We start from the raw sequence: 21,126 nt of genomic DNA, 5'->3' as shown, positions 1-21,126 counted from the left end.
GCTCGTTCTCATCTGCGTCCGAGTATAGGAGAACCATCGTTCTCAGCGCAAGTACACTGGTCATATGACTGCAGAGACGGATGCCCGGGATCGCGTGCTCGACGCCGCCGACGCCCTCTTCTACTCCCGCGGCTTCAGCGCCGTGGGCATGGACGAGGTGCGCGACGCGGCCGGCGTGAGCCTGCGGCGCCTCTACTCGGTGTTCCCGTCGAAGGAGAGCATCGTGCTCGCCATGCTCGAACGGCGGCACGAGCAGTGGACCAGCGGACTGGACGCGGTCGTCGGAGCCCGGAGCGACCCCCGCTCGCGAATCCTCGCCGTCTACGACTACCTCTCGGCCTGGTTCGCCGACGAGAGCTTCCGGGGCTGCGGCTTCATCAACGCCTTCGGCGAGCTCGGCGGCGTGAGCCCGGCGGTGAGCGCACTGATCCGCTCCCACAAGCAGTCGTTCCAGGACGAGATGGCGCGCCTCGCGGCCGAGGCGGGCGCTCCGCCGTCGCTCGCTCCGCAGCTCGCCATCCTCGCGGAGGGCGCGCAGACCACTGCCGCGATCGCAGGCGACGCCTCAGCGGCCGGCCACGCCCGCGCGGCGGCCGAGGTGCTGGTCGACGCCGCCCTGGCCTGATCCTCGGGTGGCCGCGCTCTTGCGCTCGGTGGGCCGTCATATATGATGTACGAAATACCACGAGGGAGTGCGCATGGCAGCGACGACGCAGTTCGGGCCGGTCGGGACGACGTCCCGCACGTCCCACGTGCTCGAGATCCTGAAGAGCGCCATCCTGAACGGGCAGCTCGAACCGGGTGAGGCGCTCGTCGAGGCCGAGCTCGCCGGCCGCCTCGGCGTCTCGAAGACTCCCGTGCGCGAGGCACTGAAGACGCTCGAAGGAACGGGCCTGGTGGTCATCCGCCCGTACACCGGCGCGATCGTGCGGGTGTTCAGCGACGACGACGCGGTCGCCATCTACGACATGCGACTCCTGCTCGAGCCCGAGGCCGTGCGGCGCAGCATCGCCTCCGGCGCCGACCTCACGGGCGCGGCCGACGCCCTCGCCCGCGCCTCGGCCGCCGAGAGCGGCTCGGAGCGCAGCATGGCGAACCGCGAGTTCCACCGCGCCCTCTACCGCCACTCCGGGAACCCGCTGCTGCTGCAGACCCTCGACGGCCTGCGCGACCAGATCGCCCTCATCTCCGCCGGCTCCTGGGCGCGCAGCGCCTCGTGGCAGCGGGAGGCCGAGGAGCACGCCCGCATCCTGGAGGTCGCCCAGACGGGCGATTCCGAGGGCGCCGCGCGACTCGTGCGCGAGCACATCGCCGACTTCGCCCGCCGGCACGTCGTGCCGGCTGAGCACCCGACTCCGGAAGGGGGATCCGCCTAGAAGTGGGGAGACGGCTCGTTCACCGCCAAGATCCCGAGCCGCCCCGTCGTTCAACGCTCCTCACGGAGCGGTCACCGTCGCTTACGAAGGAGCAACGATGCTTCACAATGATACAAAACCGGCCCCCGCGGCCACGCCCGACGTCCGCCGGAAGCGCTCGAACATGCGCTGGACGATCGTGGGCTTCTCGGCCCTCGGTCTCACCATCGCCTACCTCGACCGCGCCGCGCTCGCCGTGGCGCTGCCCTTCATGGCCGAGGAGTTCGAGATCGGCCCCGCCATCCAGGGCGTGCTGCTGTCGTCGTTCTTCTGGACCTACGCGCTGTTCCAGATCCCGAGCGGCTGGCTGCTCGACAAGTTCGGGCCGCGCGTGATCTACCCGATCGCCGTCGGCTGGTGGTCGATCTGGACCGCCCTCACCGCCCTCTCCACCGGCGTCGTCTCGACGATCGTCTTCCGCCTCGGCCTCGGCATCGGCGAGGCGCCGGTGCAGCCGGCCAACGTCAAGGTCGTCTCGCGCTGGTTCCCCCGCCGCGAGCGCGCCTTCGCGTCGAGCCTGTTCGACATGGGGCAGCAGATCGGCACCGCGCTGTCGATCCCGGTCGTCACCGCGCTCGCGGTGTTCGCCGGATGGCGCTTCGCCTTCCTGCTCATCGGTGTCGTGGGCGCACTCTGGGTGGTCGGGTGGCTGGCGGTGTACCGCGCCCCCGAGAAGCACCGCCGCGTCAACGCGGAGGAGCTCGAGTACATCAACTCCGACCAGGGCGAGATGGTGGCCGCCGCGTCGACCGGTGAGAAGAAGCCGTGGCGCGCGCTGCTGCGCAACAACCAGGTCTGGGCGCTGATGTTCGGCTACGTCTTCCGCTCGCTCGCCGGCGCCTTCTTCCTCACCTGGTACCCCAGCTACCTGCTGAACGACCGCGGCTTGTCGAAGGAGGAGTTCGGGCTGGTCGGTGCGATCCCCGCCGTCATCGCGATCGGCGCGACCGTTCTCGGCGGCATCGTCTCCGACCGCCTGCTGGCCTCGGGGAAGGTCTCGGCGGGAGCCGCGCGCAAGATCCCGATCATCGCGGGACTGGTGCTGAGCGCCTGCATCGGCTTCAGCCCCTTCATCGAGTCGAACGTGCTCGTGATGGTGGTGCTCACCGTCTCCAGCGCGGCGCACTCCTTCGCCGGCGCGGCCATCCTCAGCCTGCCGGCCGAGGTCGCCGAGTCGCGCGACACCGTCGGCTCGGTCGCCGGGTTCCAGAACTTCGGCTCGCAGCTCGGCAACCTGATCAGCCCGATCGCCATCGGCCTGTTCCTCACCTTCAGCGACAACTCCTACGTCGGCCCGCTCGTCTTCGCCGCGCTCAGCTGCCTGATCAGTGCCGCGATCTACGGGTTCTGGGTGCGCATCAAGCCCGTCGTCCCCCTCTCCGACGTCACCGTCCCACCCGCCGACGCCACCGTCCCGCCCAGTGGCACCACCGTCCCGCCCTCCGAAAGGACCTCGTCATGACCGCATCCGGCCTCGACCGCGACGCCCTGATCGCCCGACTCTCCACCGTCGTCGGCATCCCCGTCGTGCCGTTCGACGCGAGCGGTGGGATCGATCATCCGCTGCTCACCGCCCTGGTCGACCGGCTCGTCGTCGCCGGCGTCACGGCGCTCACGCCGAACGGCAACACGGGCGAGTTCTACGCCCTCTCGCCCGAGGAGCGCCGCGCGGTGCTCCGAACGGTGACGGATGCGGCGGCCGGCCGGGTGACGATCATCGGCGGAGTGGGGCTCGACCTCACCACCGCGATCGCCGACGCCCGCTTCGCCCGCGACGCCGGGGCCGACGCCGTGATGGTGCACCAGCCGGTGCTGCCCTACCTCTCGCCGGAGGGCTGGATCGACTACAACGTCGCCATCGCCTCGGCCGTGCCCGAGATCGGGGTGGTGCCCTACCTGAGCTCGACGCTGATCGGCGGCGCCGAGATCGCTCGGCTGATCGACGCGGCGCCGAACGTGGTGGCGCTGAAGTACTCGGTGCCCGACCCGGTGGTGTTCGCCACCGTGCGCTCGGAGGTGGCCGCCGCCACGGCATCCGAGGTGCTGTGGATCGCCGGGCTCGCCGAGTCGTACGCCCCGTCGTACTGGCAGGGCGGCGCGCGGGCCTTCACCTCGGGGCTGGTGAACGTGGTGCCCGCCACCTCGCTCGCGATGCTCGAGGCGCTCCGTGGGGGCGACCCGGCGGAGGCCGAGACCGTGTGGCGGAGCATCCGTCAGTTCGAGCACCTGCGGGCCCGGGGCCGCTCGGCCGACAACGTGGCGGTCGTCAAGGAGGCCATGCACCAGCTCGGCCTCTGCCGCCGCGAGCTGCGGCCACCGAGCGCCCCGCTCTCCGCGAGCGCCCGGGAGGAGGTGCGCGAGTCGATCGCCGACTGGCCCGCCGCGCCTCCCCTGCAGCGCGACGTCGAGACTGCCGCGGTGCCCGCATGACCGTGATCGAGCGGCTCGACACCTACCTGCAGCGCGTCGGCGACCGCCCCCGGGTGCTGGTGAAGATCACCACCGACGACGGCCTCGAGGGCTGGGCCGAGGTGTACAACCACGGCCCCGACCTCGCCTTCCCGCCGCTGCTGGAGTACCTGTTCGAGCAGATCAAGGGCATCGACGCGCGCCGCACCTCGTTCGTGGCGCAGCTGCTGCTTCAGTCGTCGCGGTTCCCGCCCGGCGCCCTCGGCCTCGCGGCCCTCGCGGCGATCGACCACGCGCTGTGGGACATCGCGGGCAAGGCCGCCGGGCTGCCCGTCTACCAGCTGCTCGGCGGCGCGGTGCGCGACCGGGTGCGCGTCTACGCCGGCCTCTACTCGGCCCCCGACGTGCCCGAGCTGCTCGACCGCACCACCCGGCTGCACGAGACCGAGGGCTTCACCGCCTTCAAGCTGAGCCCCTACCGCACCGAGCTGCACCGGCACCGCTTCGGGGTGGTGGCCGCCGAGCTCGGGCGGTACTTCGGTGAGGTGCGGGATGCGCATCCCGACGACTTCGAGTTCGCCTTCGACGCCCACGCCTGCCTCTGGTCGCCGCAGCAGGCGGTGGCGCTCGGCGCCGCTCTCGCGCCGAACGACCCGCTCTTCCTCGAGGAGCCGATCCGGCCCGAGTACCTGCCGGCCTGGGCGCGCATCCGCGCGGAGCTGTCGGCGCTCTCGGTGCCGCTCGCGACCGGCGAGTCGCTCTACTCCCCCAACGAGTTCCTCGGGCTGCTCTCGGTGCAGGGCGCCGACATCGTGCAGCCCGACATCTGCGTGGTGGGCGGGCTGACCCAGATGGTCAAGATCGCGCACCTCGCCGAGGCCCACTACGTGCCCGTGGCGCCGCACAACCCGCTCGGGCCGCTCGCGACCGCGGCGAACGTGCACTTCGCGGCGGCGACGACGAACTTCTCGATCCTCGAGTACAAGCCCGACCCGGTCTCGTGGTGCCACGACCCCTACACGCCCGTCGACGGTCACCTCGAGCTGCGGCCCGACCGGCCCGGCTGGGGCATCACGATCGACGAGACGGCCCTGGTGGAGGACGACTGGGTGCACTGGGAGCGGCGGGTGCCGGTGAAGCCGGACGGGTCGACGGGGTGGATGTAGGGCGCCAGCCCACCGACCGCCGCCCCGCCGGCCGCCCGCCGTCGACCTGGCGGCCCGGCTCGACCCGACCCGACCCCTTGAGACGAAGGAGCACGACAGCATGACCTCCATCACCACCACCGACCCGGCGACCGGCGTGCGCCGCACCCTCGACCTCGAGGAGACCGACTCGGCCGGCCTCGCCGCCGCCGTCTCGGCCGCAACCGCCGCGACGACCCGCCTCCAGGCCCTCGGCCGCACGGGCCGGGCCCGCCTGCTCGAGTCGATCGCCGACGCGCTGGAGGCCCGGCGCGACGACGTCGTCGCCGCCGCCGACTCCGAGACGGCCCTCGGTTCGATCCGCCTGAACGGCGAGCTCAGCCGCACGGCCTTCCAGCTGCGCTTCTTCGCCGAGGTGCTGCGCGAGGGCTCCTACCTCGAGGCCGTCATCGACCACGCGGGCGACACCCCCATGGGCCCGCGGCCCGATCTGCGCCGGATGCTCGTTCCGCTCGGCCCCGTCGCCGTCTACGCCGCGAGCAACTTCCCCCTCGCCTTCTCGGTGCCGGGCGGGGACACCGCGGCCGCGCTGGCCGCCGGAGCGGGGGTCGTCGTGAAGGCGCATCCCGCGCATCCGGCCACCAGCGCCCTCGTCGCGTCGGTGACCGCCGAGGTGACCGATCCCGTGGTGGGGCGCGCCGTGTCGGTGGTCTACGGCTACCAGGCGGGGATCGACCTCGTGCAGGCGCCGGCGATCCGCGCCGCGAGCTTCACCGGGTCGCCCGGTGGCGGACGCGCGCTGGCCGAGCTGGCGGCGGCCCGGCCGTCGCCGATCCCGTTCTACGGTGAGCTCGGCAGCATCAACCCGGTGCTCGTCTCGCCCGCCGCCGCGGCGGCCCGGGCCGACACGATCGCCGCGGGTCTCGCCGCGTCCATCGTGCAGGGCGGCGGGCAGTTCTGCACCAAGCCGGGCATCGCGCTCGTGCCGGCGGGCGCCTCGGGCGACGCCCTCGTCGCGGCTCTGGCCTCTGCGGTCGCCGCCGTGGACGCCAAGCCGGCGCTCACTCTCGGCATGGCCGACGCCTACCGTGACGGGCTCGCCTCGCTCGCGGCCGTTCCCGGCGCCTCGCTGCTGAGCGGTGGCTCGGCATCCGCCACCGGGTCGACCTCCCCGGCCGTCGTCGAGTTCGACGGCGAGGAGCTGGCCGGCCGCCTGGCCGAGGAGTGCTTCGGGCCCGTCGCCGTGGTGGCGCGCTACCGCGACGACGAGCACGCCGCCCGGCTCGCCGCGGGCCTGCCCGGAACGCTGACCGCGACGCTGTTCCTCGAGCCCGGAGACGCCGGCGTTCCCGCGGCCCGGGCCGCGGTCACGGCGAGCGCGGGGCGCATCCTCTACGACCAGTACCCGACGGGAGTGGCCGTCGCCTGGGCGCAGCACCACGGCGGGCCGTGGCCCTCGACCGACTCGGTGCACACCTCGGTGGGCGCGACCTCGATCCGGCGGTACCTGCGGCCGGTGGCGTGGCAGAACGCGCCGGAGGCCGAGCTGCCGGCCGAGCTGCGTGACGGGCCGGTCGATTTCCCGCGGCGCGTGGACGGGGTGCTCGTGCTGCCGTGAGGCCGCCTGCCCTCCCGGCCCTCCCGGGTGGCGCCGGCTAGCGGCGACGCGGGCGTCTCAGGCTGAGCCGGCGGCCCGGCCGCCCTAGGCGGCGACGCGGGCGTGCGCGTCGGCGAGCAGCTCGACCGAGCGCACCCGCGCGTCCGTCGCCAGGGAGGCGTGCGCCACGATCACTTCGTCGACGTCGGCCGCGCGCGCGAAGTCCTCGACGTAGTCGGCGACCTCGGCACCCGTGCCGATGCCGGTGTAGGTCGTCATGGTGGCGACGTGCGCACCGGCCGGGGTGGTCAGCAGGTAGTCGAGCTCGTCGTCGCCGAACTGCCGCTCGAGCGAGATGCGGCCGCTCTGGCGCAGCAGCATCATCAGCCGGGCACGCTTCATGCGCGCGAACTGCTGCTCGGCGTCGTCACGGTCGTCGGCCGCGATCGCGTTCACCCCGGCGATGACGTGCGGCCGGTCGAGCTGCTCGGAGGGGGTGAATTCACGTCGGTAGGTCGCCACGGCGTCGTGCAGAGCATCCGGAGCGAAGTGCGACGCGAAGGCGTAGGGGAGCCCGTAGGCGGCGGCGAGCCGGGCGCCGAACAGCGACGAGCCCAGGATGTACAGCGGCACCCGCGAGCCGGCACCCGGTGTGGCGCCCACGCCGGGCACGCGCGACTCGCCGGCGAGGAAGCCTTGCAGCTCGAGCACGTCCTCAGGGAACCGCTCCGACGAGGCCGGGTCGCGGCGGAGCGCCCGGAAGGTCGCCTGGTCGCTGCCGGGTGCCCGCCCGAGCCCCAGGTCGATGCGCCCGGGGTGCAGCGCCTCGAGCGTGCCGAACTGCTCGGCGATCGTCAGCGGCGCGTGGTTCGGCAGCATCACGCCGCCGGCCCCGAGCCGGATCGTCGACGTCTGCGAGGCCACGTGCGCGATCAGCACCGCGGTCGCGCTCGACGCGATCGACTCCATGTTGTGGTGCTCGGCGTACCAGACCCGCCGGTAGCCGCTCGTCTCGGCCTGCTGGGCGAGCGCGACGGAGGCGGCGAAGCTGTCGCGCGCGGTCTCGCCGGGTGCGATCGGGGCGAGGTCGAGGATCGAGAGGGGAACGGTCATGTCAGGGTCAACGCCGGCGGGCGGCGCACCCTTCCCGACTCGACCGACCAGCTCGCCCCGCCTCGCCCCGCCTCGCCCCGCCTCGGCCCGCCCCGCCTCGCCCCGCCTCGGCCGAGCGACGCTCAGCTCAGCCCGGAGGTGATCACCACCCGCGTCACCTCGGGATCCCTCAGCAGCTCGTACCCCGCCTCGACGCCATCGAGCGCGATCTCGCGCGACATCAGGTCGTCGAGGTTGAAGCGCCCCTGCAGGTACAGCTCGGCGTAGAGCGGGATGTCGTGCTTCGGCGTCGTCGACCCCATGTACACGCCCTGGATGCGCTTCTGCGCTCCGATCAGCCCGATCGTCAGCAGCGGCAGCGTCGCCGACGGGTCGATGATGCCGATCAGGTAGAGACCGCCGCCCGGGCGGACCATCTCGAGACCGGAGGCGGTGACGGCGGGGATGCCGACGAAGTCGAAGGCCGCATCCGCACCCCGGCCGGTGATGGCCATGACCTCGGCCACCGCATCCGTCTTCGTGGAGTTGATGGTGTGGGTCGCGCCGAAGCGCTTCGCCTTCTCGAGCTTGTCGTCGGCCACGTCGACCGCGATGATCGTCGTGGCTCCGGCGACGACGGCACCGTTGATCGCGTTGAGGCCCACGCCGCCCGCGCCGATGATCACGACGGAATCGCCGGCCTGGGTGTTCGAGGTGTTGATGACCGCGCCGGCGCCCGTGACCACGCCGCAGCCGAGCAGCGCCGCCTGGGCGAACGGGATGGCGTCGCTGACCTTGACCAGCTGGTTCTCGTGGATCAGCGCCTGCTGCGCGAAGCCGCCGAGGCCGAAGACCTGCTCGACCCGGTGGCCGTGCGAGTCGCTGACGCGGGCGGGCTCGTCGCCCGTGCGCAGCGTGGCCTCGGGATGCTCGCACTGGAAGGTGCGGCCGGTGAGGCAGGCCTCGCATTTTCCGCACGACTGCACCAGGCAGCCGACGACGTGGTCGCCCACGGCGAACTCGGTGACACCGGGGCCGACTGCGGCGACGACGCCGGCGACCTCGTGGCCGAGGAGCATGGGCAGCGGGCTGCCGAGGTCGTTGCGCGAATAGGTGAGGTCGGTGTGGCAGAGCCCGGAGGCCTTCACGTCGACGAGCACCTCCCGGCCGATCGGATCGGCGAGCTCGACGTCCTCGGTGACGAATCCTGCACCGATCTCGCGTACCAGGGTGGCCTTCATGGGTGTTCCTCTCTTCGGGTGGGGCTCGGCTCTCGGAGTCGCCCCCGTTCTTCGGGTTCGGGTCAGCGGATGCCGCTGAACCAGCTCGGCAGGAGGCGGGTCAGATGGTCGGCCAGCGCCTCCTCCTCGAGCACGATCTCGCCGGCGATCCAGGCGTCGAGCAGCCCGTACGCGGCGCCGACGATGTAGCGGGCGGTGGGCTCGGGGGCGAGCTCCGCGGGGCGGGCCGGATGCTCGAGCAGCGCCTCCTCGATCACCGCCGCCATGGCGCGCACGCCCGCGAGGTAGCCCTCCTTGGTGACCGGCAGCGCGCCGACCGCCGCGTACAGCGCGCGGTTGCCGGCGAAGTGGGCGACCAGGCGATCCTGCGAGGCGCGCATCGCGTCGGGCCGCTCGTCGTTCTGGTAGAGGTCGGCGATGGCGAGGAAGGCGTCGCGCCGGAGGGTGTCGGCGAGCTCGTCGAGACTCGCGTAGTGCGCGTAGAAGCTGGCCCGGCTGATGCCGGCGGCGCGCGCGATGGCGGCCACGCTCAGCTCCCCTCCGGCGTCGGAGAGCTGGTGCACCGCCGCCGCGATGCCTGTGCGGGTGCGGGCGACCCGGGGGTCGAGCGACTCCTGCAGGCCGCGCCGCAGCTCTTCGTTCGACCCGGCGGCAGCGCTCATGCCCTCGACCCTACGCCTGTTCTGGACAGGTGTACAGAATCTGTGGTCTAAGAGGGGGAGACGACGTCGTCGGTCGAACGCGCGAGCTGACGCCGGGCCTGCATGCGCGCTGCGCGTTGTGCTCGGCCATGATCTGCCCCGGCACCCCCGATCCGCTCGCACGCATGCGGGTGAGCGGGGGCATGACGTGGCGGTTCTGGAGGAGGCCGCCGATGGAGAAGCCCGGGAGGCTATGAGCCCATGCCGAGGTGCGCCCCGCCCGCCACGTCGAGGCTGACGCCGGTGATGTACCGGTTCGCCGGGTCTGTCAGGAACAGCGCCGCACGGGCGACCTCGTCAGGCTGAGCGAAGCGCTGCATCGGCAGCTGGGCCGCACGTTCCGCCCGCGCCCGGGCGGCCGAGTCGACCGCGGTGCCCGCAGCGTCGGCGAGCTGGGTCCACATGTTCGTCTCGACAGGGCCGGGCGTGATCGCATTGACGGATATGCCGGAGGGGCCGAGGATCTGGGCCATCGACCACATGATGTGGAGCACGGCGATCTTGCTGGCGTTGTAGGGCAGGTAGGTGCGCCGCCCCTCCTTCGCCGCGACCGAGGAGAACAGCAGCAGCGTGCCGGCGGCGCCCGTGTCCAGCATGGACTGCGCTGTCTCCCGCACGATCGTGAAGGTGCCGGTCGCGTTGATCGACATGATCCGCTCGAACTCTGCGGTGCTCGTCCGCATCGGGTCCGGGGTCTCGCCGAGCACGCCCGCGGCGTGCACGAGGGCGTCGATGCGCCCGTGCGTCGCGACGATGTCGGCGACGGCCGAGACCACCCCCGCCTCCTCGGTGACGTCGAGCGGGTAGTAGGCGGCGAGGCCGTCGACGCCCTCGTCACCGCGATCGGCGCCGATGACGGTGGCGCCGGCGCGCAGGTAGGCCTCGACCATCGCGGCGCCGATGCCGCCGTTGGATCCGGTGACGACGACGATCTGGTCCTTCACGGTCTGCTCCTTCTCACTTCTTGGCATAACTCGCCCAAGTCCGGCCTGGCTGCTCCTCGGTCGGCAGACCGGCTGCGGCGAGGATGCGGTCCAGCAGCAGCTGGGTCCTCGCGGCCTCGGCACCCGAGGTGAGGGGTTCCCGGCGGTCCCGCACCCGGTCGAGGAAGTGGTGCACGGCTCCGGCGAAGCCGAAGGTCTGGGTCGCGGTCGCCCAGCCGAACGCTTCGGGCGACATGTCGCGCACGGTCGTGGCACCGTCGCGGGTGACGGCCACCCGGTCCGGGGCCGTGACGGCAGCGGTGACCTCGTCGCCGTAGGCGTCGAGCTTCTCACTCCAGCCTCCGGCGTTGCGAGCGGCCATCAGCACACCGGTGTGCCCGTTGTCGAAGCGGACGAGGGCGCTCAGCCCGTCCTCCTGCCAGGGGTCGTCACCGGCGGCGTGCGCCGTCACGTCGACGGGCTCGCCGCCGCAGTACCAGCGGAGGAGGTCGACCATGTGGATGGCGTTCTCGAACGTCGCCCGGTATTCCGACCCGGCGCGGTTCTTCTGAGCGACGCAGAAACTCGCGCCGCTCTCACCGAAGGCGGCCCGTCCCGCTTCGTACACAGGCGCGAAGCGGCGATTGAAGCCCACCATGAGGATGCGGCCGCTGCGGTCCGCGAGCTCGGCGAGCTCCTGGGCGTCCTCGGCTCTGGTGGCCAGTGGCTTCTCGCAGAAGACGTCGACCCCGGCTTCGAGCGCAGACCGGGTCGAGGCCAGATGCTCCGAGCGGGGAGTCAGGACGAACAACGCGTCCAGGTTCTCGGCCTCGAGCATCGCTTCGACGGCCGGGTAGGCGCTGCGGAACCCCCACCGCCGCATCAGCGGCTGGGGGTCGTCACGGCGGGTGACGAGAGCGGTCAGCTCGATGTCATCCCGGGCGACCAAGGTGGGCAGCTGGGCGATGGTCGCGATGTTCCCGGCGCCGGCGACCCCGACGCGCAGCCGTTCAGTACTCATTCGCTACGACCGTCGAGTCGAGGATGGTGCGCAGCGCCGCCGCCGACTGGGCGAATCCGATCTCAGGATCCGGGAGGTCCTGAGGGTGCCAGCGGTACTCGTACTCGAGCGTGAGCACGTCGTCGTACCCGCGTCGCACGAGCTCGCCCACGATCTCGGCCCAGGGCACCACACCCTCCCCCACCACCCGTGACCGGACCGCCCGCTCCTCCGCCTTGACGCGAGCGGTGTCGGATGCCCGGAACGGAGCATCCGGGTCCTTGAACACGAGGTCCTTCACGTGGACATGGCTGATCAGGTCACCCTGCACTGCGAAGGCCGCCCTCCACTCCTCGTCGTGAGTGAACGTGAGATTCGCCTGGTCATAGAGCACCCGCACGGACGGCGCATCGATCTGCCTCACCAGGCGCGCGGTGTCAGCCGCCGTCTGAGTCATCGTGCCGAAGTGGTTCTCGACGCAGAGCACGACACCGGCGTGCACCGCGTCGACGGAGAGGGTCTCGAGTGCTGCCGCCAGCCTCAGCCACCGCGCGGCCTCATCGGCATCGCCGGGGTGCCACGAACCCGCATAGACCCGCACCCGCTTCGCGCCCACCTGCTGCGCGGCCTCGATGCAGGCCCGGAACTCGTCGACACCGGCCTGCCATTCGCCCTGATCGAGGCTGTTGATGGCGGTGGTGTACGGGGTGAGGGCCACGATCGGCAGACCCGCAGCAGAAGCAGCCGCGACGGCCGACCGAGCACTGCCCGGGTCGGCCGGGTCGATGGCGGCGGGGTAGCCCTCCTGGTAGATGACTTCGGCGGCGTCGAGCCCGGCCTCCTTGAAGAGGCTCAGGGCCTCGGCGAGGTCGCGGCCCGGGGTGCCGAGGGTGTGTCCGGCGATGATCATGAGGTCTCACTCTTCTCTGGAGGCTTTTCTGTCGGGCGGGTCCAGTCCGCCGGTCCGACCAGCGGGGGCGGATCGGCGACGCGCGACCGGTCCACGAGTTCCATCAGCAGCCCCCAGGGCGTGACGAAATAGGTCCAGCGGTTGCCGGCGACCGCGGGGCTGTCGCCGGCGACCTCCTTGCGTTCGCCGAGCATCCGCACTCCGGGAACACCGGCGAGGTGCGCGGCCGCGGCGTCGACGTCCTCGACCACGAAGCACAGGTGGTGGCCGCCGCGGTCGCTGTGACGCGGATGCTCGGTGCGACGATCACCGGTGGCCCACTCGAACAGCTCGATGTTCAGGTTCGGCGGCATCCGGAGCATCGACAGCTCGAGCACCGCGTCGGCGGGAACGTCGAAGTTCGCCGGCATGAAGTGCTCGTCGGGGCCCCGGCGGGATCGGTAGAGTTCTTCGGCGCCGAGCACGTCGACGAAGAAGCGCACCGCTTCATCGAGATCGGGCACGGTGTAGGCGGCATGGTCGACGTACTGCAGCCCGGGCATCCGCAGCTCGCTCACAGCGCCGGTCCCGTCGACGAGCGCACCAGCAGGCTCGGCTCGAGCACCACGTGCTCGACCCGCCCGTCCTCGGCGGCATGCTCGGCCAGCTCGACCGCGATGCGTGCCATCTCGGCGATGGGCTGCTGCACCGAGGTGAGCGGCGGGTTGCTGCGGGCCCCGAGTGGCAGACCGTCGAACCCGACGACGGAGACGTCATCGGGCACCCGCACCCCGCGCGCACCGAGGGCACTGATCAGGCCGAACGCCACGAGATCGTTCGCGGCGATCACGGCGGTCGGCCGGTCGGCCATCGCCATCAGGCTCTCGGCACCGTGCTCGCCGGCCTCTGCACCGATGCCGCTGTCGAACTCGACCGGCGCCATGTCGTGGCTCTCGGCCAGCTCGAGGTAGGCGGCTCGGCGGTCGGCGGCGGTGTGCGTGCCGGCGATGCCCGAGACGTAGGCGATCGAGGTGTGCCCGAGCTCGACCAGGTGATCGAAGGCCAGACGGATGCCCACACCGCTGTCGACCGTGACGGTGGACACCTGGTGCTCCGACTCGATCCTGTCCATCACGACCAGCCGGCTGCCGAAGCCGAACCGCTCGTAGTCGGCGGGATCGATCCGGCTGAACGGGGCGATGATGGCGAAGGGCGCGTACATCGACTGCATCGCCTGCAAGTAGCCACCGGTGGCGCCCCCGTGATCATCGATGCCCAGCACGAGCTGGTAGCCGCGCTTCCCCGCCGCCGCGGTCATGGCCTGCGCGAGCTCGGCGAAGAACGGGTTGGTGATGTCGGGCACGATCAGCGGCACGAGGGTGCTCGTCTTGGTGCGCAGGGCCTGCGCGAGGGGGCTCATCGTGTACCCCATCGAGGCGGCGACCTGCAGCACGTGGTCGCGGGTCTGCTTCTTCACCGCTTCGGGGCGGGAGAAGGCGCGGGACACCGTCGACTTGTGCACGCCGGCCGCCGCCGCGACCTCGTCAATGCTCGGTATGGACATCGGATCCCCCTCGTGCTGCATGTGCATAAGCGTCCCAGATGACCGCCATGGTGGCCTCCAGATCCTCGATCCCGGGAAGCCCCGTGAAGCCGTCCGCGAGAGTGTCGGCGACGGCGTCGACGAACGGGCCGTAGAGCGGGTCGCTGTCGACGTCGAGCTCGGCTGTCGTGGTGACTCCGTCGGCGGTGGTGAAACTCGCGCGGCCGTCGGCCCAGATCGTCGCGGTGCCGGCAGCGCCGATCCGCAGGAAGGAGCAGTGCCGCTTGAGCGGCGAACCCGGGAAGGCGTAGCCGACCTCGATCGTGGCAACCCGCCCGTCGGCGGTGGTGAGGACGAGGGAGGCGAAGTCCTCGACTCCGCGGCCGTGCAGCGCCGACGACATCGCGGCCGTCACGTGGGCGACGGTCGATCCGCCGGCCCGCAGGAACAGGTCGACGAAGTGAGGCGCCAGGTTCACGGCGCAGCCCCCACCCGCCCTCGCCCGGTCGACCATCCAGGGGCTGCCGTTGACGAGGTAGCGGTCGGGAGGGCCGGCGATGAACTGCGAGCTCTCGTAGACCGCGCGGCCCGCCTGCTCGAGCCACCGCTCGGTCGGGCCGCCCCGCTGCACGAGCGGCACGGCGATCGGCACGTGGGCGATCTCGGCGGCGTCGCGGATCTCCCGCAGCTGCTCGAGCGAGATCCCCGCCGGCTTCTCGACGACGAAGGGGATGCGGCGGTCGATCAGGGCCAGGCAGATGTCCCGCATGGTGTCGTGCGGAGCGAAGACGTAAGCCAGCTCGGCATCCGGATGCTCGTCGAGGAGCTGCTCCCAGCTCCCCACGAGTGGCGCTCCCCACCTCTCCGCGAACGGTGCAGCACCGGCCTGGTCCAGGTCGCTCACACCGATCACCTCATGCCGTGTGGCGATGCGGTCGGTATACAGCGGAACGTGCCAATGGGTGGGCCCGATGACGAGCGTGCGCGCGCGGATCATCCGAGCGCCCCCGCCCGCGCGATGATCTCGTCGGCCAACCGGGTGGCGCGCAGCGCCTGCCGGTAGCCGACGGTCGGCGCCTGACCCTCGGCGAAGCGGAGAGCGTCCGCGGCCTGGGCGAGGAACAGGTCGACCTCGGGCAGATGCCGGACGGTCTCCGACCCCAGCCGGTCCCAGGCGTGGATCTCCCAATTGCTCCAGACCCGACGACCCTCGTGCGCGACGACGTCGATCTCCAGTGACCAGTCGTCGCGGTTCAGTCCGGAGCTGTGATTCCACGGGTTCCAGTAGCTCTCGAACCGGAACAGCGGTCCGCCGTCGAACGCCACGGTGGCCGCCGCGTAGTCCGGCACAGCGGCTCCGTGCAGTCCATCGCTGGCGTGGCTGCTGATGACCTCGGCGTCGCCCGGGAAGAGCGACGAGACGAATTCGATCGCGTGGATTCCGTTGACGACCGCGACACCGCCCTCGTCGGGAGCCACCCGCCACGAGTCGAGGCTGAGCTTCCGGGCTGCGGATCGCACGCTGACGCCGATGACGTGCGAGGCCGAGATCCACTCGGCGAGCTCGCGCGCCGCCGGGTGCTGATGCAGGGTGTACCCGACCATCAGGGTCTCGTCGATGCCTTCGATGCCCTCCAGCACGGCCGCATTGTCGGAGGACGAGCCGATCGGCTTCTCGACGAGCACTCGGAAGCCCCGACGGAGCAGGCCGGCCGCCGCCTCGGGCTGGAAGCTGCTCGGCAGCGACACGACGACGAGGTCCACGGAGTCCGGGCTCAACTCCTCGGCCGAGCCGAGCACCTCGGCCCCGACCGACGTCGCGAGCTCCTGCGTTCGGGGCGACGGATCGATCAGTGCGGTGACATCTGCTCCCAGCTGGTGAAAGGCGGCGACGTGACGACTGCCCGCCCACCCGGCAGCGCCGATGACGGCGACCCTGGTCTGCTGCTCCCCGGTCATCCCTTCACCCCACCTGAGGTGAGGCCGGCGATGAACCAGCGCTGGAAGGCGGCGAAGATGGCGAGCACCGGGATGAACGCGACGATCACGAAGGCGGAGAAGAGGGCCCAGAAGTTGCCGAACCCGGTCGTGACGTAGCGGACGATGCCGTTCTGCACCGTCTTCATGTCCTCGGTCGTGGCGAGCACGGTGCCGACGAGGAAGTCGTTCCAGACGAAGACGAAGATGAAGATCGCGATGGCGGCGATTCCGGGCCGGATCAGGGGGAGGACGATGCGCCAGAGGATCTGGAATCGCGAGCATCCGTCGATCGCAGCGGCCTCTTCGATCTCGACGGGGATGTTCTCGATGAAGTTCCGCAGGAACAGGATGGTCTGGCCGCAGATGATCGCGGTGTAGACCACGATCAGCATGGGATAGGTGTTGATGAAGGCGGTCTTGACGAACATCGAGTAGAGCGCGATGAACACCACGATCGCCGGCACCATCGACAGCACCAGGATGCCCGTCATGAGGGTCTCCATGCGGCGGCTGTGATGGCGGGTGGCCACGTAGGCGGCCGGGATGCAGATGATCAGCGCGAGCACGATCGAGCCGCCGGCGTAGATCAGCGAGTTGACGAAGAAGCGGATGTTCGTGGAGGTGAACAGCCCGGTGAAGGCGTCGAAGGTCACCGGGCTCGGGATCCACTCGGGTGGGAACTGGATCGTGTCGGCCTCGGGCTTCAGCGAGGTCGAGAGGATCCAGGCCACGGGCGGCAGCACGATCGCGGCCGACAGCACGATGTAGATCCAGGCGGGGACGTTGCGGAGTGCCTTGCCGGCGCGATGGCGGCGGCTGACAGGTGCGGCGGTCACAGGGCTTCCTTACGTCGGAACCGGATGGCGACCAGGGTCAGGAGGGCGTTGATCGCGAACAGGAGGAGCGCGGTCGCCGAGGCTCCCGACAGGTCGAAGTCGTTGAAGGTCTGGTTGTAGACCCGCATGGAGAGGGTCTCGGTCGCCCCGAGCGGGCCACCGCGGGTGGTGACGAGGATGATGGTGATCATCTGCACGTAGAGCATGAGCAGCACCACCACGACCGAGACGATCGTGTTGCGGAGGTAGGGCAGTGTGATGCTGACGAAGCCGCGCCAGATGCCGCCGCCGTCCATGGTGAGGCTCTCGCGGAGTTCCACGGGGATGGTCTGCAAAGCTCCGAGGAACAGGAGCATCGCCTGCGGATACGACCACCAGGCCGTGATCAGGGTGACCGCGACGAGGGCTGCGGATGGTGTCGAGAAGACATCGGTGGGGCCGAACCCGAGCGCCTTGGTGATGGCGGATGCCGGACCGAAGTTCGGGTTGAGGAACCAGAGCCAGATCGTTCCGGCCGTCGCCTGGGACATCAGCCACGGCAGCAGGAACAGGCTGCGGACGGTGCGCTTGAAGCGGTGCAGGTTGTTCAGCACGATGGCCGAGAGGAGGCCCGCCGGCAGCGCGATGACGAGCGCTCCGAGGGAGAAGACGAGAGTGGTGCCGATCTGCCCCAGCAGGTCGGGGTCGGCGAAGAGGTTGCTGAACGAGCTGAGACCGGAGAACTCGCCGATCTGGTAGTAGTTCGTCTCGTGCAGCGCGGTCCACGCGGTGTAGAACAGCGGGCCGACGAACACGAAGAGGAAGACTGCGACGACCGGGATGACGTAGAGCCACACCCTGCGGTCTCGGCGGGGGCGGCGGAAGGTGCGTTCTCCCACGGGAGTGGGGGTCTGCAGGACAGGCGCACTGGTGAGGGTCATGACGACTCGTTTCCCCGGGGGACCCTGGTCGGGCCCCCCGGATTGTCGATCGAGCTACTTGCTGGCGGAGTCCTGTGCGGACTGGATGAACTCGCTGCCGCTGAGCCCGTTCAGGTAGAGCTCCTGTCCGGCCGAGGAGAGCCCCGTCGCGATGGAGATCCAGTCATCTGAGTAGGCGTGCGGCTTGCTGTTCTTCTCGACGTAGTCCGCGACCGCGTTCACGGTCTCCGCCTCGGGCGTGGAGAAGTACGGCTGCTCGTAGGTGGACGAACGCGTGGGCACCTCGCCACCGGTCGCCATCACGGCTCCTGCCTCCGCTCCGGTCATGTAGTCGATGAACTTCCAGGCCGCGTCGGCGTGCTTCGTGCCGGCACCCATGCCGAGCGTCCAGCCGATGGTCGCTCCGGTGGAGTCTCCCGTCGAGGCGGTGGGCAGAGCCGACCACTTCACGTCGGGATTGGCCTTCGTGAGGGTGACGACCCGCTCGCTGCCGAGCACGGCCATGGCGACGGTGCCGTTGGTGAGGCCGTCGGTGACGGTGGAGTAGCTGTCGGACACGACGCTGCTCCCGAGCCCTCCGGCATCGCGGAGGTCGGCCAGGAACTGACCGAACTCCTCGCCCTTCTTGGTGGCGAAGTCGGGGTCGCCGTCGCCGTTCCAGATCTCCTGCTCGACCTGGCTCATGAAGCAGTCGAAGAAGGTGCTGATGATCGCCGAGTTGTCCGTGTCGGAGAAGCCGGTCCCGAACCCGGTGAAGCCCGCGGCGGCGGCTTTGCCCGCCACGTCGATGACCTCGTCGTAGGTCGTCGGCACGGGAGCGCCGATCTGGTCGAGGATCTTCTGGTTGTAGTAGAGGGCGCAGGTGCGGTACTCGTAGGGAACGGCGACCTGCTTACCATCGCGCCCCATCAGCGCGTCGGTCGGACGCAGCCAGTCGCTGATCTCCGTCGCCGCCTCCGGCAGAGGCTCGTACGCTCCGGCCGCCGCCATCTGCGGCACGGTCGGGGTGAACATCTTGAAGACATCGGGAGCCTGCCCGGCGGCCGCCGCCTGGGGCAGGCGGTTGAGCATGTCACCGAGTGATACGACCGACAGGTCGACCGTGATGTCGGGGTTCGCCGCCTCGAAGTTCGCGATGTTCTCCTTCAGAGCGTTCGAGCGCGGGTTGTCCTGGCTCGGGTCGAGGAAGTCCCAGTAGGTGAGAGTGACCGGTCCGGCAGAGTCTGCGGATCCGGAGTCGGAGGATGCGGAGCACCCGGCGAGCAGGAGACCGGCCATGGTCAGGCTGGCCAGCGTCAAGCCCCATCGCTTGTTGATCATGTATCTCTCCAATGAGATCGGTTGCTGAGATCGGTTGCAGAAAAGCTAACCGAGCCACCGTCGAGTGTCAAGAGTCATCTCAGGCGGACGCCGCGACCAGTTCGACACCGCACTGGTCGAGCTCTCGACGGTGCTCGGCCGAGAGGGACTCGTCGGTCACGACGGCATCGAAATCCTGCAACCGCTGCACGACGTGCGGCTCGGCCACGCCGAATTTGCTGGCGTCGACCAGGAGATACGACGCTTTGGCCCGCTCGATCACCGCTCTCTTCACCGCGGCATAGCTGAGGTCGCCCGTGGTGGCTCCTACCCCGGGCTGCCAGGCACTGGCGCTGACGAAGACGACGTCGAAGACGAAGTTCGCCAGCACGGGCGGGAGGAGTTCGCCGACCGTCGAGAGCGTCGCGGGGTCGATGACGCCCGGCGCCATGATCACCGAGACCTCGGGAGCGGCGCCGGTGAGCTCGACCGCCGTCGTGAGGTCGTTGGTGACCACCGTCAGGCCGTCGACGGCTGCCAGATACGGCACCATGGCCGCGCAGGTCGTCCCCGAGTCGAGATACACCGTGTCACCCGCCTTCAGCAGACCTGCCGCCGCCCGCGCGATCGCTGCTTTCGCTTCGACCTCGACCCCGGTGCGCTCCCGACGATCGGGTGGCGGTACACGCCCGCCCGCCGAGCGGGCTCCACCGTAGACGAGCTCGACCTCGCCGGCTTTCCGCAGGTCGGCCAGATCGCGCCGGATGGTGACGATCGAGACTCCGAGCTCCGCGGCGAGCTCGGCCGAGCGCACCGAACCCCGATCGGCGATCTGAGCGCGGATGCGCGCCTGGCGGTCCCCGGCCAGCAGAGCGGACGATGTGATCATCTTTGTCGCTTTCTGTCGCACTTTGTTGTAGTTTAGCGAGCATGCTGCACAAACTCGTCACCCTCAATCACATCATCGAGGACGGAACCATCGTCATCGTTCGCCTCGACGACGCCGACGAGGCCTACCGAGCCGCTGACGCGGCCATCGCCGGAGGCATTCGCGCCATCGAGATCACCCTCTCCACCCCGGGAGCACTCCGCGTGATCGAGCGCCTGGTCGAGACCCACGGATCGGCCGCGTCGATCGGCGCCGGCACCGTGCTCGACGGTCCGAGCGCCTACGCGTCCATCTCGGCAGGAGCCTCGTTCCTGGTCAGCCCCCACCTCAGCCGAGAGATGATCCGCACCGCCAACAGGCACCAGGTGCCGACGATCAGCGGCGCGTACACTCCGACCGAGATCGTCGAATCGATCGAGGAGGGCGCCGACATCGTGAAGCTCTTCCCCGCCGAGATCGGCCCCGAGTACGCCAGGGCCGTCCTCGCACCGCTGGCCCACGTCGCCCTGATGCCGGCGGGAGGGGTCTCCGCCGCCAACGCCAAGACCTGGTTCGACGCCGGAGTCGCAGCCGTCGGCGTGGGCAGCACCATCACCAAGGCCGCCAGGCCCGACGGCGACTACTCCCGCGTCACGACGGCGGCCGCCGACTTCCTGACCGCTGTCCGCGGAGCCCGACAGCGATGACCTTCGCACTCGCGGTGGTCGGCGGTGCCGGCTCGGGCAAGTCCACCGTCGCCCGCCGCCTCGCCCGGCGCACGAGAGCGGTCTACCTCGACAAGGACGCTCTCGCCGGGCCGCTCGTGGAAGCAGCGCTCGCCGCCAACGGGCAGCCGGGCGACGAGCGGGAGTCGAACGCGTACTACCTCGAGCACGTGATGCCCGCCGAGTACGCCGCGTTGTTCGCCGTGGCGAACGACAACTTGAGACTCGGTCGCTCCGTCGTCATCGACGCGCCGTTCGCCGCCTATCTCGACCAGCCCGCCTTCTTCACCGAGGCCGCGGACAAGGCCGGTTGGCCTGCTCTACCCCACACCGTGCTCCATGTGTCCGCGTCCGAGACGACGACGCGACGCCGCCTCGCCGAGCGCGGTCTCCCCCGCGACACGGTCAAGCTCGCCGACTGGGACGCATTCTGGCCGAAATGGGGAGACCTCACGATCTCATGGACCGGGGTGCGCGTACTCCGCCTGAACAACGACCTCCATCCCAACATCGAGGACGTCGTGGCGCGCCTCTGAGCTCGGG

22 protein-coding genes are annotated in these 21,126 nt (G+C 70.5%); 8 read left to right on the top strand and 14 right to left on the bottom strand.

The genetic code is table 11. The features are described 5' to 3' along the window. Positions 1–64 precede the first annotated feature (64 nt). From BJ984_RS05295 to BJ984_RS05270, 6 genes are all read left to right on the top strand, one after another. Positions 65–625 (top strand): TetR/AcrR family transcriptional regulator, encoded by a 561-nt coding sequence (locus tag BJ984_RS05295; protein ID WP_179547145.1) that lies wholly within the window; start codon positions 65–67, stop codon positions 623–625. 73 nt (positions 626–698) lie between these two features. After that, positions 699–1,376, top strand: a complete 678-nt coding sequence (locus BJ984_RS05290) for a GntR family transcriptional regulator (protein WP_179547144.1) — start codon at positions 699–701, stop codon at positions 1,374–1,376. Between the two features lie 97 nt (positions 1,377–1,473). Beyond that, the gene (locus BJ984_RS05285; RefSeq protein WP_179547143.1) at positions 1,474–2,877 is read left to right on the top strand and encodes an MFS transporter; all 1,404 of its coding nucleotides are present in this window, start codon (positions 1,474–1,476) and stop codon (positions 2,875–2,877) included. Continuing rightward, the gene (locus BJ984_RS05280) at positions 2,874–3,845 is read left to right on the top strand and encodes a dihydrodipicolinate synthase family protein (protein ID WP_179547142.1); all 972 of its coding nucleotides are present in this window, start codon (positions 2,874–2,876) and stop codon (positions 3,843–3,845) included. The genes BJ984_RS05285 and BJ984_RS05280 overlap by 4 nt, the downstream gene beginning before the upstream one ends. Continuing rightward, positions 3,842–4,990, top strand: coding sequence for a mandelate racemase/muconate lactonizing enzyme family protein (locus BJ984_RS05275; protein ID WP_179547141.1), 1,149 nt, complete (start codon positions 3,842–3,844; stop codon positions 4,988–4,990). Before BJ984_RS05280 ends, BJ984_RS05275 begins: the two co-directional genes overlap by 4 nt. 100 nt (positions 4,991–5,090) lie before the next feature. After that, complete coding sequence (locus tag BJ984_RS05270; RefSeq protein ID WP_179547140.1) at positions 5,091–6,587, top strand: aldehyde dehydrogenase family protein; 1,497 nt, start codon at positions 5,091–5,093, stop codon at positions 6,585–6,587. Between the two features lie 84 nt (positions 6,588–6,671). Here the strand turns inward: BJ984_RS05270 and BJ984_RS05265 are convergent, their stop codons facing one another. The 14 genes from BJ984_RS05265 to BJ984_RS05195 form a co-directional block, all read right to left on the bottom strand. Then, a complete protein-coding gene (locus BJ984_RS05265; RefSeq protein ID WP_179547139.1) occupies positions 6,672–7,679 on the bottom strand; it encodes an LLM class flavin-dependent oxidoreductase in 1,008 nt (335 codons plus the stop codon). A gap of 122 nt (positions 7,680–7,801) precedes the next feature. Then, a complete protein-coding gene (locus BJ984_RS05260) occupies positions 7,802–8,899 on the bottom strand; it encodes a zinc-binding dehydrogenase (RefSeq protein WP_179547138.1) in 1,098 nt (365 codons plus the stop codon). 62 nt (positions 8,900–8,961) lie between these two features. After that, positions 8,962–9,561 carry a TetR/AcrR family transcriptional regulator gene (locus BJ984_RS05255; protein WP_179547137.1) on the bottom strand — a complete coding sequence of 200 codons (600 nt, stop codon included), beginning with the start codon at positions 9,559–9,561 and terminating at the stop codon, positions 8,962–8,964. A gap of 230 nt (positions 9,562–9,791) precedes the next feature. Then, complete coding sequence (locus tag BJ984_RS05245; protein ID WP_271206408.1) at positions 9,792–10,544, bottom strand: SDR family NAD(P)-dependent oxidoreductase; 753 nt, start codon at positions 10,542–10,544, stop codon at positions 9,792–9,794. Positions 10,545–10,557: 13 nt separating this feature from the next. After that, entirely contained in the window at positions 10,558–11,544 is a 987-nt protein-coding gene (locus tag BJ984_RS05240) for a Gfo/Idh/MocA family protein (protein ID WP_179547134.1), read from the bottom strand. After that, positions 11,534–12,433 (bottom strand): sugar phosphate isomerase/epimerase family protein, encoded by a 900-nt coding sequence (locus BJ984_RS05235; protein ID WP_179547133.1) that lies wholly within the window; start codon positions 12,431–12,433, stop codon positions 11,534–11,536. The genes BJ984_RS05240 and BJ984_RS05235 overlap by 11 nt, the downstream gene beginning before the upstream one ends. Beyond that, a complete protein-coding gene (locus BJ984_RS05230; RefSeq protein WP_271206407.1) occupies positions 12,430–12,990 on the bottom strand; it encodes a VOC family protein in 561 nt (186 codons plus the stop codon). Before BJ984_RS05230 ends, BJ984_RS05235 begins: the two co-directional genes overlap by 4 nt. Beyond that, entirely contained in the window at positions 12,987–13,976 is a 990-nt protein-coding gene (locus BJ984_RS05225) for a LacI family DNA-binding transcriptional regulator (protein WP_179547132.1), read from the bottom strand. The genes BJ984_RS05230 and BJ984_RS05225 overlap by 4 nt, the downstream gene beginning before the upstream one ends. Then, on the bottom strand, positions 13,957–14,952 hold the full coding sequence (locus BJ984_RS05220) for a Gfo/Idh/MocA family protein (RefSeq protein ID WP_179547131.1): 996 nt from the start codon (positions 14,950–14,952) through the stop codon (positions 13,957–13,959). The genes BJ984_RS05225 and BJ984_RS05220 overlap by 20 nt, the downstream gene beginning before the upstream one ends. After that, positions 14,949–15,914, bottom strand: coding sequence for a Gfo/Idh/MocA family protein (locus tag BJ984_RS05215; RefSeq protein WP_179547130.1), 966 nt, complete (start codon positions 15,912–15,914; stop codon positions 14,949–14,951). Before BJ984_RS05215 ends, BJ984_RS05220 begins: the two co-directional genes overlap by 4 nt. Next, positions 15,911–16,771, bottom strand: a complete 861-nt coding sequence (locus BJ984_RS18565; protein ID WP_179547129.1) for a carbohydrate ABC transporter permease — start codon at positions 16,769–16,771, stop codon at positions 15,911–15,913. The genes BJ984_RS05215 and BJ984_RS18565 overlap by 4 nt, the downstream gene beginning before the upstream one ends. Then, positions 16,768–17,691: a carbohydrate ABC transporter permease gene (locus BJ984_RS05205; RefSeq protein ID WP_179547128.1), complete on the bottom strand. Its 924-nt coding sequence runs from the start codon at positions 17,689–17,691 to the stop codon at positions 16,768–16,770. Before BJ984_RS05205 ends, BJ984_RS18565 begins: the two co-directional genes overlap by 4 nt. A gap of 54 nt (positions 17,692–17,745) precedes the next feature. Then, positions 17,746–19,011, bottom strand: a complete 1,266-nt coding sequence (locus tag BJ984_RS05200) for an ABC transporter substrate-binding protein (RefSeq protein ID WP_179547127.1) — start codon at positions 19,009–19,011, stop codon at positions 17,746–17,748. A gap of 79 nt (positions 19,012–19,090) precedes the next feature. Next, on the bottom strand, positions 19,091–19,879 hold the full coding sequence (locus BJ984_RS05195) for a DeoR/GlpR family DNA-binding transcription regulator (protein WP_179547126.1): 789 nt from the start codon (positions 19,877–19,879) through the stop codon (positions 19,091–19,093). A 41-nt stretch (positions 19,880–19,920) separates the two neighbouring features. Between BJ984_RS05195 and BJ984_RS05190 the strand changes: the two genes are divergently transcribed. Together BJ984_RS05190 and BJ984_RS05185 are read left to right on the top strand one after the other, a co-directional pair. Continuing rightward, a complete protein-coding gene (locus tag BJ984_RS05190; RefSeq protein WP_179547125.1) occupies positions 19,921–20,565 on the top strand; it encodes a bifunctional 4-hydroxy-2-oxoglutarate aldolase/2-dehydro-3-deoxy-phosphogluconate aldolase in 645 nt (214 codons plus the stop codon). After that, a complete protein-coding gene (locus BJ984_RS05185; protein ID WP_179547124.1) occupies positions 20,562–21,119 on the top strand; it encodes a P-loop nucleotide/nucleoside kinase family protein in 558 nt (185 codons plus the stop codon). Before BJ984_RS05190 ends, BJ984_RS05185 begins: the two co-directional genes overlap by 4 nt. Positions 21,120–21,126 lie beyond the last annotated feature (7 nt).

It is taken from the genome of Herbiconiux flava (assembly GCF_013409865.1).
In the GTDB taxonomy this organism is placed as follows: domain Bacteria; phylum Actinomycetota; class Actinomycetes; order Actinomycetales; family Microbacteriaceae; genus Herbiconiux; species Herbiconiux flava.
The sequence above is the reverse complement of the archived record's forward strand: the minus strand, read 5'-3'. Positions and strand labels throughout refer to the sequence as shown.

Coding starts and splice junctions, on each gene's coding strand:
- BJ984_RS05295 (WP_179547145.1), top strand. CDS start 65: ATGACTGCAGAGACGGATGCCCGGGATCGCGTGCTCGACGCCGCCGAC.
- BJ984_RS05290 (WP_179547144.1), top strand. CDS start 699: ATGGCAGCGACGACGCAGTTCGGGCCGGTCGGGACGACGTCCCGCACG.
- BJ984_RS05285 (WP_179547143.1), top strand. CDS start 1,474: ATGCTTCACAATGATACAAAACCGGCCCCCGCGGCCACGCCCGACGTC.
- BJ984_RS05280 (WP_179547142.1), top strand. CDS start 2,874: ATGACCGCATCCGGCCTCGACCGCGACGCCCTGATCGCCCGACTCTCC.
- BJ984_RS05275 (WP_179547141.1), top strand. CDS start 3,842: ATGACCGTGATCGAGCGGCTCGACACCTACCTGCAGCGCGTCGGCGAC.
- BJ984_RS05270 (WP_179547140.1), top strand. CDS start 5,091: ATGACCTCCATCACCACCACCGACCCGGCGACCGGCGTGCGCCGCACC.
- BJ984_RS05265 (WP_179547139.1), bottom strand. CDS start 7,679: ATGACCGTTCCCCTCTCGATCCTCGACCTCGCCCCGATCGCACCCGGC.
- BJ984_RS05260 (WP_179547138.1), bottom strand. CDS start 8,899: ATGAAGGCCACCCTGGTACGCGAGATCGGTGCAGGATTCGTCACCGAG.
- BJ984_RS05255 (WP_179547137.1), bottom strand. CDS start 9,561: ATGAGCGCTGCCGCCGGGTCGAACGAAGAGCTGCGGCGCGGCCTGCAG.
- BJ984_RS05240 (WP_179547134.1), bottom strand. CDS start 11,544: ATGAGTACTGAACGGCTGCGCGTCGGGGTCGCCGGCGCCGGGAACATC.
- BJ984_RS05235 (WP_179547133.1), bottom strand. CDS start 12,433: ATGATCATCGCCGGACACACCCTCGGCACCCCGGGCCGCGACCTCGCC.
- BJ984_RS05225 (WP_179547132.1), bottom strand. CDS start 13,976: ATGTCCATACCGAGCATTGACGAGGTCGCGGCGGCGGCCGGCGTGCAC.
- BJ984_RS05220 (WP_179547131.1), bottom strand. CDS start 14,952: ATGATCCGCGCGCGCACGCTCGTCATCGGGCCCACCCATTGGCACGTT.
- BJ984_RS05215 (WP_179547130.1), bottom strand. CDS start 15,914: ATGACCGGGGAGCAGCAGACCAGGGTCGCCGTCATCGGCGCTGCCGGG.
- BJ984_RS05205 (WP_179547128.1), bottom strand. CDS start 17,691: ATGACCCTCACCAGTGCGCCTGTCCTGCAGACCCCCACTCCCGTGGGA.
- BJ984_RS05200 (WP_179547127.1), bottom strand. CDS start 19,011: ATGATCAACAAGCGATGGGGCTTGACGCTGGCCAGCCTGACCATGGCC.
- BJ984_RS05195 (WP_179547126.1), bottom strand. CDS start 19,879: ATGATCACATCGTCCGCTCTGCTGGCCGGGGACCGCCAGGCGCGCATC.
- BJ984_RS05190 (WP_179547125.1), top strand. CDS start 19,921: ATGCTGCACAAACTCGTCACCCTCAATCACATCATCGAGGACGGAACC.
- BJ984_RS05185 (WP_179547124.1), top strand. CDS start 20,562: ATGACCTTCGCACTCGCGGTGGTCGGCGGTGCCGGCTCGGGCAAGTCC.